The sequence below is a fragment of the Paenibacillus sp. FSL L8-0708 genome (assembly GCF_038009325.1).
Classification (GTDB): Bacteria; Bacillota; Bacilli; order Paenibacillales; family Paenibacillaceae; genus Paenibacillus_AQ; species Paenibacillus_AQ odorifer.
The window spans coordinates 781,348-793,955 of sequence record NZ_JBBPBC010000001.1 but is presented as its reverse complement, the minus strand read 5'-3'; the positions used below and the strand labels follow the sequence as shown (position 1 = coordinate 793,955).

The window sequence follows — 12,608 nt, the reverse complement described above, 5'->3', positions numbered from 1 at the left end:
AAAGCTAGAAACATAGACTAGGCTGAATGGTTAAGTGCCAACAAAAATATAAAAAAAGGGCCCCCTCAGTTATGAAGGAGCCGTTGAATGCACATCTGTATGCTATATATGAGTTAGCCCGCACTACCAAGAAATACATAACGGAGAATAATCAGAATAGCAAGTACCCACATCATCCAGTGAATATCGTATTTTTTCTTGCCAGCAAGGTTAGCTACACAAGCAAGGATTACATAAGTTACGATACCAAAGGAAATACCATTAGCAATATTATAAGTGAAAGGCATGATTACTAGAGTAAGGAACGCTGGAATCGCAACAACCATATCTTGAAAATCAATTTCGCGAATCGATTGTGCCATGAGCACGCCTACGACAATCAATGCTGCGGCTGTAGCAGATCCAGGGATCAGAGCTACTATTGGTGCAAGGAACAACGCAAGCAAGAAGCACACACCCGTTGTTACAGCTGTAAGACCTGTACGTCCACCTTCAGCAACACCTGCCGCGCTTTCTACAAAAGCAGTAGTAGTGGAAGTACCCAATGCCGCACCACCAGCAACAGCAATGGCATCGACAAACATTGCATTACCTACACGTTTGTTACCTTCTTCAGGGTTGTCCATAATACCAGCGCGTTGAGCAGTACCTACAAGTGTACCAAATGTATCGAACAATTCTACAAAAGTGAATGTTGCGATTGCTGAAACAATACCGGTGTGCAGGATACCATCCCAGTCAAACTCGAAAAAGTTCAATTGCGTCAGGTCAGGCACCCAAGGGGTTGTCGGACTGGACAATGAGCCAAAATCAACTACACCCATCAGTATACCCGCGAGGGTTGTACCCAAGATACCGAATAAAATCGCACCTTTAACTTGCAGTACCATCAGGATGGAAATAAGAAGCAATCCGATAATTACCAATTGTACATCAGTGTTCTCTAGGCTACCCATATGAATAATTGTTTCAAAGGATAGGACATCTGTGAATGTATTGGCGGAAATATCTTTACCAGCTTCGACACCAATCGTCATCAAACCACTGTTCTTAAGCCCAAGGATTGTAATGAACATCCCGATACCTACGGTAATGGCATGCTTCAAGCTGTCAGGAATGGCTGTCAGTAAGATCTGCCGCACTCGGGTAACCGTGAGCAGGATGAAGATCAAACCGGAAATAAATACTGCGGTCAGACCCATTTGCCAAGTGAATGGATGTTCTGAGGTTGCAGAAGACAAAATTACGGAAGCAAAGTATGCATTAAGTCCCATACCTGGTGCCAATGCTACTGGAAAGTTTATAAACACGCCCATTGCAATGGTGAAAATACCTGCTGCCAGCGCAGTCGCTAGAAATACAGAGTACCAGCCCATATCGATGCGGCCAAATGCTGTTAATGTGCTCGGATTAACCGACAGGATGTAAGCCATAGCCATGAACGTAGTCAAGCCGGCCATTATCTCTGTACGTACTGTAGTGCCGTTCTCTTTCAACTTGAAAAACCGATTCAAATTGTTCTCCCCCTAAGGTATGTTGTGGCTGACAGCAACAAAAAGCCGGTATCTGATCGACACCGGCTCGAAAAAAAGAGTAGCACCCATGACTATAGCCCTAGATTCAGGACAATACGGGTTGCTCAGCTCTTCTTAATCGTAGCCAGGTCATTACGGTGACCTCGTAGAAACTTCCAGGCCTATTCCCGGAAATATACGAAAGAATTATGTTGTTGTGCTTTATCATTTTAGGTGGACATCACATAAGTTGTCAATGAAAAAAGCGAACATTTTCGACTTTATTTTTTCTATTGTTCGTAATTCATACATTTTTATCTTTAACTTCAACCCCAAAATCCTTTAAAACATGCAGCTTATTAACTATCAAAAGCCTTATCAAATGGGTATTTTTCCCTATAAAACAATTTCGGTGTTCCCTGGCTTATTGCCCTTTGGAATACTGATAGCTATGCCAAGAATTAACAAAATGCCCTATAGCTAAACAAATCACTGCAATACCCAACCAGAAAGATCTGCCCCATATAGCCGCAAATCCAAATGCACAAACAGGGAGAACTGCCATGGGAATCGGAAGAAACAATAATGGAGCCCATAATAATCTGAATTGCTGTCCCTTAACCATATAACGAATCCATAAACCGTAATAAATCGTGATAAACACAAAGATAAGTGCAGCCCAGATCCCGAATTCTACATTTTCAAAGTCATCCTTTGAAATCGCAAGAATGGCTATACACCCCAACTGCCCTACTCTCTCCAAAAGAGTGTAAAAGATGCCGGCATCTTTTAAACCGCTGGGAACATGATCGGGCGGAAACTTAATCATCAGTAAACTTGGGGCAAGAATAACCATAGCTATTAGTGTTCCAATAAGTGAGAATCCCATTCTAATGGCTCCTGTAAGTTTATTTTTCCCAGTTTATCACATTCTCTAAAGTTGCTATATAGGGTCCGTCACAAGCTTCACGGTTAATAAAAAAACCTGCAGTCCCTTAATAAATAAGGAGCTGCAGGTTTCTTATTGCTATATGCTATTCCCACTCAATCGTTGCAGGTGGTTTCGAAGTAATGTCATACACTACCCGGTTTACATTCTCAACTTCGTTGACAATACGTACAGAGATTTTCTCAAGAACATCCCATGGGATACGTGCCCAGTCAGCGGTCATGCCATCGATGGAAGTTACTGCACGAACACCTACTGTGTAGGAATACGTACGAGCATCACCCATAACTCCGACACTCTTCATGTTAGGCAGGGCAGTGAAGTATTGCCAAATTTCACGGTCTAATCCCGCTTTAGCAATTTCTTCTTGCAGAATGTAGTCAGAATCACGAACGATGGTAAGCTTGTCCTCTGTTACTTCACCCAAGACACGAATAGCAAGACCTGGACCTGGGAAAGGCTGACGCCATACGATCGCACGTGGCATGCCAAGCTCTTCACCGAGTTTACGAACTTCGTCCTTAAACAAGGTGTTTAGCGGCTCGATCAAGCTGAATTTCATATCTTCTGGCAGGCCGCCCACATTGTGGTGGGATTTAATGGTTTGCGCTGTAGCTGTTCCACTCTCAACGATATCCGTATAAAGCGTACCTTGTGCAAGGAAAGAAAAATCTCCGAGCTTAGCTGACTCTTCGTCGAAGCAGTAGATAAACTCGTTACCAATGATTTTACGTTTTTGCTCAGGGTCTTCAACACCTGCAAGTTTGCTCATGAAGCGATCGCGTGCATCGATTTTCACTACATGAATATCGAATTTGCCTACGAAAGTCTCCATAACGCTTTCTGCTTCACCTTTACGCAGAAGGCCGTGGTCAATAAACATACAGGTCAATTGATCTCCGATTGCACGGTGGATAAGCATAGCCACAACGGAAGAATCCACTCCGCCACTAAGAGCGCAGAGTACTTTTTTATCTCCGACTTGATTGCGAATATCTTGAACGGCTTCATCGATAAACGATTCCATTGTCCATTTGCCGTCGCAACCACAAACTTGGTATAAGAAGTTCGAGATCATCTCGTTACCTTGAACGGAGTGACGTACTTCTGGGTGGAATTGCACAGCGAACAGTTTGCGCTCCGCGTTGCTCATTGCTGCAATTGGAGCACTTTCTGTACCTGCATCCAGCTTGAAGCCTGTTGGAAGCTCAACTACATGGTCACCGTGGCTCATCCATACAGTCTGGCGGTTCTCCAATCCTGCAACTAAAGCAGTTCCTTCTGCAAAGTCAACATCAGCTTTACCATATTCCCGTTTAGCCGAACGTTCTACTTTACCATCAAGCTGATGAGCCATCAGCTGCATACCATAACAAATACCGAAGATCGGCACTCCTAGATCATAAATAGCCGGATCTACGTGTGGTGCATCTTCAGCGTATACACTGCTAGGTCCGCCGGAGAAGACAATTCCTTTAGGCGAAAGTGCTTTAATCTTGTCAACTGGCGTATTGTACGGCAAAAGTTCGCTGTATACTCCCAGGTCCCGAATTCTGCGCGCGATAAGTTGGTTGTATTGTCCCCCAAAATCGAGAACGACGATAATTTCATTTGGCTTGTTCATTACGTGCCTCCCTTGATTATTGGATTCATTATACTCATGGTTAATTCTCATCGTCAAGGAAAGGAGGACACGCCTCTCATAATCAGAGAGTGATAAAACTTCATGCAGAACCTTCCTTGCTATGGCATAAATTAGATAGCGGATCTAAGCGTTATTAGCCGTTTATGTTAAACGGAAGGTAATGAGCAGACATTCGCGAATAAACGCGGCCGCATCAGAAGCCGAAGGTTCGCCGCCAAGGGCGGGAGCGGAGTCTACGGGATTGTCGCGGGCAGAGATCACGGCTGTGGAGGCCGAAGCTGGCGCGTACGCCAGGGTCTCCCACTGGCGGACAAACTGCCGGACGGCCACGTCTAGTCCGGCATCGTAAATCCGCAGGGAGTCCACATACTCCCTGCCAGTAACGCCGGGCGGCGGCGGTCCAAACCGCTCCGCCAGCCCGTGCCAAGCCAGAGAGGCCGCGCGCAGCTGCCTCTCACGGCTCAAGCTGCTGCCGCGACGCGCGGCCAGCAGCAGAGCCAGGCTGCGCCGCCAGCGCCAAGCGGCGGCGGGAAGCAGCGCCGCGGCAGCGAGCGGCGCTGAAAAGGGCCCGCCCGCCAGCGGCAGGGCGGGCAGTTCCGCGCTGCGCGTTGCTTGCGGTGCGACTGCTGGGGCCGCAGGCCGTGCCGGCGCAGGGAAGCCAGCCGCAAGCGCAGGACCCGGCGTCGGATCGAAAGGAACCCAACCTGCGCCGGCAAAATAAACCTCTACCCAAGCATGCGCATCCCCTTGGGTGACTAAATACTTCGCCGGCATGGCTTCCTCCTGCTGGGTTCCAGGTCCATAACCTTGAACATACCGCGCTGGAATACCTGTGCTTCGCAGCAATACGGTCATCGCTGTGGCAAAATGCACACAGTAACCCTGTTTGGTCTCAAACAGGAAATGATCCACAAAATCAGCCCCAGCTGGCGGAACCATGGTATCCAGCGTGTAAGAATACCCGTTTTGCAAATAATCCCGAATGGCGGTTGCGGAATCATATCGGTTGCCCGAGGAAGCTGTGAGCTTCTCTGCCAGAGCTTTCACTCGCTCAGGTAATAAATCAGGCAGCTGCAAGTATTTATTCTTTATTTCTTGTGGATCAGCGTCACCCAACCCGCGCAGCAGTACTGGATTACTCTCGGGAAGTATAGAATCAACTATATACTCAGTAATCCGAGTTGACCCCACCGAATCTGGCAGACGAAAGGTATCCCTGTCCTTATTCGCCAGAACATAACCAAGCTGGCTGCCATTGGATAGTTGAACTGTCTCAACATCTGTTAGGGTACCCGCATTGAATACAGGAATTCCACCGGAAGAGGGAATAGCAAATTGTATCCGCTGTTGCAAAGTCCGCCCCCCATTAGTGGTGGTTACCGTCGCCGGAATCTGAGGCAGGCTGGACAAGTTAAGCGGAGTAAACTCCTCACCACCTCTGATCCAACGGCGACCGTCATAGTAGGCAATGCTTTCCCCGCGCCAATAGGTACGCTGACTGGTCAACGCTGTGAAGACTGGCTCGGTATTGCGTGATAATGGAGCACCCAGTTCTCCATCATTTGTACTATACCCTGTTGTTCCTGCAGGTATAGCCTCATTATCTTCGGGCATATGGCCCGAAGCCCATTCCTGCAGCTTTTCAAAGGTTGACTGGAGTGTAGTTTGGTTAGGCGGTCGTACTTCATATACCTGCCCACCAAACCATGCTGTCATCATAACGAATATAGCAGCCGCTAATGCCAAAACTCCCCATCGGGCATACGGCAGGTGAATGCTGCCCACCCGTTCCCGCAGACGGAGCAAACCACTCATTGCTTGCATCCATACAATAAGCCCCACTGATATTACAACATCCGTTGTCGTATTAACGCCAAAGCCAATATCCAGAACTAATAGATAAATGAGGGTCACCGCTGTAAACAGCAGCGTACTACCTCTGAAAAGTGCAAGCTGCTGCACCGAAGATACCAGCAGCCCCCAGCCAACAATCAAAATCAAAAGTCTGCTGATCTCGCTTAGCTGAGAAACATGCCCGGAAAAGAGCAAAATCAGATCATTTGGAATTTCTACTGCATAAATGCCCAGCCATCCTGTCCCTACGCTCTCGCTGCATAGATATAGCCAAGCTGTTCCGATCATCAAACATTGGATACTTAGCAATAGCCACCCGGGAATCTGAAGGATTCCCCACATCAACAGCACGGCAGCAGAAATCATCAGAATCTGCAGCAATCTAGCAGTATCTTCCAATGAAGTCGTTCTATATAAAGGGAGCAGCCATTCTAAAAACAGCCCCAAAATAGCCAAAGAGAACAGCATGCGATAATACAGAGGTATATTTCTCTGTTTACCGGCATGACTGTTCTCCAGTTTTTCCAAATGGAGCTGCTTTGGTTCCTTCCCACTGTGCTCATTCATAGAGAAGCTTGTGTCACCCGGTATCCGCTTACCGTAGCGTTGGTTTTCCGGATGATTCATGGTACTCTACCTCCCTGAGCCTGTAAGCTGGCAATGCATCATCCAGACAAAACATCCGTGCTCCCAGACGACCCAGACTATCCCCGACCGTTCCCCGCACAGGCTGGCGGATCTCCTGCAGCATTACCTCAGCAGGCAGCGGAGCTGGCTGATCCCAAGCATAATAGAGCTCAACTTTTACACCTTGCACTAAGAATTTAGCGATAACCTTAGCGGATTGTTCCTCTAATCTTCCGGTCACTATAGCAACGGTCATTCCCGGAATCCAGCCTCTAGAAGCATCCTCCAACAGCTCGGACAGGGTTCTTGTTCCATTCGGAGAAATATCAGTTAGAATATCCAGCACTCTCCCTGGGATTTTACCCAGTCCTTCATGCCTAGCCATTCCTTCCGGCCAGCCTCCGCTAAATAACTGGACATAAGCACCTGACTGCTCAGCAAAGAGCATCAGCCCCATCGCCGTTGACACCGCCTTCTCAAATACCGGAGGCTGCTCCTCCCGACTGCCACGAGGTGTAAGTGCATTGGCTGGAATCTCATAGCTTTTGGGATCATTAGCCAACACGATACAGCTCATTCTTGCCTTTTCACGCTCCGGAACTTTGCTCTGCAGATTTCCTAGCCGGGCGCTGTTCTTCCAATGAATTCGGCTAAGCGGATCACCGGGCTCATATTCCCGCGATTCCATGGTCTCATCATTGCTGCTTCTTCCCCTTCTGGAATAGCGCGAATCACCGCTAATAAAGCCGCTGTCCGGGACTGCTCCGCCATAATATAGGGGGGCTGGCAGCACTTTAACGCTATGCTCTTCAGCAGGCTCAGATCGGCCTGTGAACCAGCCGGGCAAATCTCCCCAGGTTACTCTACAGCCCTGCAAATGATGATGTCCCCGCGGCATATTCTCAAGAAGGTAGGTGTATTCAAAAGAGCGTCTGAATCCCGGAAACAGTAGCTTGTGATGTCCTCTGTCCCCCCAAAAATCAGCGATAGTCAGCCATGGCAGTGGAAGCCGGGCAGAGAAATTCACCCGCACCTTCACAAGCAATGTACTTCCAGCTATCGGTCTTACTGGAGTGATTGTCCGTTCAATCTTTATCGCCCGTGGACCTGAAAGTTGAACAATCAGTCCGCCAACCATGATAACGCCTACAGCGATCAGCAGAAATAAGAGTGATGCGCCTCCGCGCCATGCATATAAAACACCTATAATTCCAGCCACAGCCAGCATCCGCAGCCATTCACCCAACGCACTACGGCTACGCGGATAGCTTCTAACTCTTTCAGTCTTGTTATTTAATTTGTGTTCTACTTTTTTTGAAGAGGACAATGGAACGAACACCCTTCCTTTGGGTCTAGACTTGTTCCCAGCTGAGGAACTTATTACTATCTATTCTTCCCATGAAAAAGGGTGCCCAGACATTGTTTTTTTCTTTTAAAAAAACTGCCTGAGCGCTAAATCTCAGAAGGCTATTACCCGGCGCTCACCTTCCGTAACGCTTATATTTAAAGGAGGATGATCGGCTGTCTCCAGCAGCTCACGCAGCGATACCCAGATAGAACCGCCAATCATCTCCACACTGGCACCGTTTATCTTTTGAACATGATCAGGAAGATTTAACAGGAGTTCCTTGTTCGCCACATCCGCGATGATATCTTTGCCGTTCCAGGCAATCTTCCCACTGCGACTGCCCGCATCCCAACTAATCTGCCCTCCCAACCGTTCGATCACAGCGCGAAGTGGCACCATATATTTCCCTTTTTGCAGAGCATATTCACCTGGCGCCAGCTTCGTCTCCAGCTTTCCAACCTCCAGCACCAAAGGTTTGCCGGGCGCAAACAGCTCTGCATTCGGTATGATATTCGAGGTGATCCAAGCTTCCGAAGGTTTCACTCTGCCCAAGCTATTTGCTTTTGAGGAGACTCTGAATTGTACAGGCTCCACCGTCTCATCTAAAAGGCCAAAGCTGTACCCAGCAGCCTTATAACGCGCAATAATATCAGGCAGTGCTTTAACACTCTCCTGATGGCCGCCGCCATCATGCAGCAGAAGAATAACCCGAGAGGACTTCAGATCTGCAGTTGACTCTTTTAAGATTTCTGACGCCGGTACCCCTTTGCGTTTAGAATCCCCGCTGTCCACCGTCCAATCCGTAACGATATAACCGGCTTGCTTCAACAAATTGAAGTAGGTATTATCAAAGTGATCAAAGGTTCCGCCCGGGGCGCGGATAAGTTGTGGGCGAACCCCTGTAATGCCCCGAACAATTTCTTCGGTCTTTTTAATCTGGCTCCAAAATTCAGTGAATCCACTATATAAATCATGGTAATTATGATTATAGGTATGATTGCCAATAGCATGTCCTTGTTCCCATATGGCATTAATTAGCTCTGGATGGCTTTTCGCTTGATTACCAAGGACAAAAAAGGTCGCCTTCACACCTTGCTGCTGTAAAATTTTTAGAACGTTGAAGGTATTGTCACTCGGTCCGTCGTCAAATGTAATATAGACCGTTTTTGAAGCTTTCTTTGCGGCCGTAATTGCTGAATATGTTGTCGACACTTTGGATACTTGTGCCGTACTGGAATTCAATTTAACTTCTGGAGAAGCAGTCACAATGGACTCTGCTTTAGGAGGCAATTCTTGCATCGCCACTAACGGGAGATTATTCTTAACAGAGACAGACTCCGCACTTGCGGACTGTAATGAACGATTCATCCAAGAATCTACACTCTCCCCTGCGTTCCATCCCAGCATTACGATGACGATTACAACCATAACAAGCAATCCGCTTATCAAGTTTCGGCGGCCGTGAGTGTTTTTGTTACCTTTCATCTTCTCTACCTCCAGCATTCTATTGGCTCAAAAGCCATTTGGTAGATTGTATGAAGACAAGCTTCAAAATAGAATAAGGCAACTGCCCCTTGGAGAGTGAGAATCTTATGGAAATGCTGAACTTTATACAAGAATTATTCAGCAAATATGGATATAGCGTATTGTTTTTTGGATTGCTGCTCGAATTCGTTGCCTTGCCGTTTCCCGGAGAAACTACCATGGCTTTTGCAGGTTTTCTTTCCTATACGGGAAGACTTGATTTCATAACGTTGATTCTAGTGGCGTTTGCTGGGACCACAGCCGGGATGACCCTCACCTATTTTGTCGGCTTAAAAGCCGGAATGCCCTTCATCCAGCGATACGGAAAGTGGTTGCTGTTCTCCCCTGCCAAGCTGGATAAAACGCAAAAATGGTTCGAGAAATACGGCAGTATCCTTATTTCCATCGGATATTTTATTCCAGGCGTTCGTCACTTTACCGGCTATTTTGCTGGTATAGTTGCGCTGCCCTTCCGTAAATTCGCCCTCTACGCTTATAGTGGAGCGTTATTCTGGGTAGTGCTGTTTCTTGGCATAGGACGGGTATTTGGTCCGCAGTGGATGGGTATTTTCCATTTATTCGAGTTATATGCACTATGGATTATCTCTGGCGGTGTAGCTATAGCTGCCCTTGTAATCCTGTATCGCTACCGCAAAAAGATAAGCATCCGCCTGTTCCCGCGCAAAGCTGCCATTAAGCTACAGACTCAGGTTAAAAAAACTTCCAAGGGACGGTGAAGCCACCGCCCTTTTTAAGTACGTTTTTTCTTGCTGCGTACCCCCGCGTATCCTGCGAGTAAAAGCGCAACTATGGCAAATCCCGCTCCCCCAGCAAACCCTACCATTCTTGGTTCCACCCCTTCTAATAGCCACCCGGCGAACAGCATAGATAATCCCAGCAGCGTATTTCCTACTGCAGACAGGAGTCCAAACACAAAGGGCTGCATAGCAGATGGGGTTTCCTGCATAACGAGCGTATCCAGACAGGCATTCCCCGTCCCCCCGGCAAATGACAGCAGGATGTATAACATAAATGCTGCCGCAAAATGATTGCTGACACTGATGCCCATGAGTAACACACCTTCTAGTAAAAGCCCTCCGATGGCTACAATCAGCAGCCCCTTTTTTAAATAACGTGAGGTAAAAAAACTAAGGCTAAGACCGATGCCAAGCGCCGCATAAAATGCCCCCACTCCAATATCCCCCGCGTGAAATACCTGTATCGCATAGACACTGATCAGTACATTATCCAGACCATTTAGCAACGGCACCAACAGCTCATAACCGAAAATGACCTGCAACGTTAAGCTTCCGCCAATTACCATTCCCAGAGCACGCAGCCGACCGTATTGTGCTTCTTTATCGGATTTTTCTAAGTCCCCCTCAGGAGAATATGTAGCCTTCTTAGCCACCGTCACCATTTCCGTATGTTGTGGAAAATCGATACCGTAAATGAACATCGCTGCGATTAAAAAAGACACTGCATTCATAATGAACGCTGCCTCCGGACCAAACCACATCGACACCACCCCTCCACTGAACGCTCCAAGGATCAGCACGCAGCCGCTCATTAACTGCTCTAGTCCGTTGACGGTCAGCAGAGAATCTTTGGTGACGAGCAAGGGGATAGTGGACTTACGAACAGGGCTGTAAATGGCTTCACCCGCTGCCAGCAAAAAACTTGCCATATATAACAACCACAGCTTCTCCTCCCCATCCACCCATAAAAAGGCTAAGGCTACTGGGACCCTCAGCATATCTGTAGCTATCATGATATATTTGCGTGGAATTTTGCTGCTAAGTATGCCTCCAAGCGGGGCCAGAAATAAATAAGGAAACAGTCTCACACCTAACGAAATCCCTACCGCCATGCCTGATCCCGTCAACTGCAGAACCAGCGCCAGTACTGCAACGCTAGTAAAACGATCACCAATTCCATTGATCAAGCCGGCTGTGAACAATCGTGAATATCCCTTATGACTCCTAAACATCGCAACAGCTGAGTGATTATTCATAAAATAAACCTCATTTCATCTATTTATACATATATCTAATTAGATATTAATCGAATCATTAATTTATGACAATGCTTTATTTTCAAGGATTTGCTAAGATGAAATACAGCATTACTTCACGGAAATCTCCGGGAAAGAAGGAATTGTCTTTTGAAAATAGATCGATTGCTCTCTATCGTTATCCTGCTAATGAACCGCCGCCTAATTCAGGCGAAGGAGCTAGCCGATATGTTCGAGGTATCTGTGCGCACGATTTATCGTGATATTGAAAGCATTAATGGGGCCGGAATTCCTATCGTTACCTATCAGGGAGCGAACGGTGGGATCGGGCTTATGGAAGGATACCGGCTGGACCGCAATGTTTTGACGGATCGTGAGCTGGCGGATATTTTCACGGCTCTGCAGAGCGTCTCGTCTTATGGAGGAAATGAACATACTCTGCTCATGGAAAAAATCAGCAGCGTAATCCCGCCCTCCCAATCCGCCGCCTTCCGCAGCAAAACGACTCAGCTCATCATCGACTTCTCCCCATGGGGTCTTCAACGTATTCTGGAAGAAAAGCTTGCCACTCTAAAAGAAGCACTTGAGGAAAGCGTGACCGTAAACTTTGATTATGTGGATGCTGCGGGTCAGACAAGCCAGCGTTCGGTAGAGCCCTATACTTTAGTGCTGAAGGGGCAAGCATGGTACTTATATGGATTTTGTCTCAATCGTCAGGATTTCCGTCTATTTAAGCTGTTGCGCATGAAAGAGCTCGTTAAGAATACCCAAGTTTTTATTGCAAAAGATGTGGATGCAAGCGAGCTGCCTTGGAGCAACGAGTATCAGAGATCAACCGTAACAACAGCAACACCCATCGTTTTGCAGTTTAAGGCTGAAAGCAAACATCTAGCGGAAGAGCGGTTTGATTCTACCGAGCTACTGCCCGACGGTAATGGAGGTTACAAGGTTACCATCAACTATCCTGAGGATGGATGGCTGTATGGTTTCCTGCTAAGCTTCGGGATGCATGTAGAAATCTTAGAGCCACCGCATATTCGGCAAAAGCTGGGGCAGCTTGCAGCAGGCATAGCAGCAAAATATACAACCTAACAATAAACCTGACGGAATGTCGTCAGGTTTATTGTTCTATA

At 47.3% G+C, this 12,608-nt stretch carries 9 protein-coding genes and 1 riboswitch; of the genes, 2 read left to right on the top strand and 7 right to left on the bottom strand.

Going from position 1 to position 12,608, the window contains the following annotated elements:
• Positions 1 to 113 precede the first annotated feature (113 nt).
• From NYE58_RS03665 to NYE58_RS03640, 6 genes are all read right to left on the bottom strand, one after another.
• A complete protein-coding gene (locus tag NYE58_RS03665; RefSeq protein WP_036679893.1) occupies positions 114 to 1,514 on the bottom strand; it encodes an NCS2 family permease in 1,401 nt (466 codons plus the stop codon).
• A gap of 122 nt (positions 1,515 to 1,636) precedes the next feature.
• A riboswitch (purine riboswitch) is annotated at positions 1,637 to 1,736 on the bottom strand.
• Positions 1,737 to 1,938: 202 nt separating this feature from the next.
• A complete protein-coding gene (locus NYE58_RS03660) occupies positions 1,939 to 2,403 on the bottom strand; it encodes a hypothetical protein (RefSeq protein ID WP_341001106.1) in 465 nt (154 codons plus the stop codon).
• A gap of 145 nt (positions 2,404 to 2,548) precedes the next feature.
• The gene (gene guaA, locus NYE58_RS03655; protein WP_036679874.1) at positions 2,549 to 4,087 is read right to left on the bottom strand and encodes a glutamine-hydrolyzing GMP synthase; all 1,539 of its coding nucleotides are present in this window, start codon (positions 4,085 to 4,087) and stop codon (positions 2,549 to 2,551) included.
• A 162-nt stretch (positions 4,088 to 4,249) separates the two neighbouring features.
• Positions 4,250 to 6,589 (bottom strand): transglutaminase family protein, encoded by a 2,340-nt coding sequence (locus tag NYE58_RS03650; protein WP_341001104.1) that lies wholly within the window; start codon positions 6,587 to 6,589, stop codon positions 4,250 to 4,252.
• The gene (locus tag NYE58_RS03645) at positions 6,558 to 7,916 is read right to left on the bottom strand and encodes a DUF58 domain-containing protein (protein ID WP_076305524.1); all 1,359 of its coding nucleotides are present in this window, start codon (positions 7,914 to 7,916) and stop codon (positions 6,558 to 6,560) included. The genes NYE58_RS03650 and NYE58_RS03645 overlap by 32 nt, the downstream gene beginning before the upstream one ends.
• Positions 7,917 to 8,048: 132 nt before the next feature.
• Positions 8,049 to 9,422, bottom strand: a complete 1,374-nt coding sequence (locus tag NYE58_RS03640) for a polysaccharide deacetylase (RefSeq protein WP_341001102.1) — start codon at positions 9,420 to 9,422, stop codon at positions 8,049 to 8,051.
• A 107-nt stretch (positions 9,423 to 9,529) separates the two neighbouring features.
• Between NYE58_RS03640 and NYE58_RS03635 the strand changes: the two genes are divergently transcribed.
• Complete coding sequence (locus NYE58_RS03635) at positions 9,530 to 10,198, top strand: DedA family protein (RefSeq protein ID WP_076106058.1); 669 nt, start codon at positions 9,530 to 9,532, stop codon at positions 10,196 to 10,198.
• Positions 10,199 to 10,212: 14 nt separating this feature from the next.
• Here NYE58_RS03635 and NYE58_RS03630 read toward each other — a convergent pair whose 3' ends face one another.
• Positions 10,213 to 11,475, bottom strand: a complete 1,263-nt coding sequence (locus NYE58_RS03630; protein ID WP_341001100.1) for an MFS transporter — start codon at positions 11,473 to 11,475, stop codon at positions 10,213 to 10,215.
• Positions 11,476 to 11,625: 150 nt separating this feature from the next.
• Here NYE58_RS03630 and NYE58_RS03625 point away from each other — a divergent pair, with 150 nt between their 5' ends.
• Positions 11,626 to 12,567, top strand: coding sequence for a helix-turn-helix transcriptional regulator (locus NYE58_RS03625; protein ID WP_076130530.1), 942 nt, complete (start codon positions 11,626 to 11,628; stop codon positions 12,565 to 12,567).
• The last annotated feature ends 41 nt before the right edge of the window (positions 12,568 to 12,608 follow it).

Coding starts and splice junctions, on each gene's coding strand:
- NYE58_RS03660 (WP_341001106.1), bottom strand. CDS start 2,403: ATGGGATTCTCACTTATTGGAACACTAATAGCTATGGTTATTCTTGCC.
- guaA (WP_036679874.1), bottom strand. CDS start 4,087: ATGAACAAGCCAAATGAAATTATCGTCGTTCTCGATTTTGGGGGACAA.
- NYE58_RS03650 (WP_341001104.1), bottom strand. CDS start 6,589: ATGAATCATCCGGAAAACCAACGCTACGGTAAGCGGATACCGGGTGAC.
- NYE58_RS03640 (WP_341001102.1), bottom strand. CDS start 9,422: ATGAAAGGTAACAAAAACACTCACGGCCGCCGAAACTTGATAAGCGGA.
- NYE58_RS03635 (WP_076106058.1), top strand. CDS start 9,530: ATGGAAATGCTGAACTTTATACAAGAATTATTCAGCAAATATGGATAT.
- NYE58_RS03630 (WP_341001100.1), bottom strand. CDS start 11,475: ATGAATAATCACTCAGCTGTTGCGATGTTTAGGAGTCATAAGGGATAT.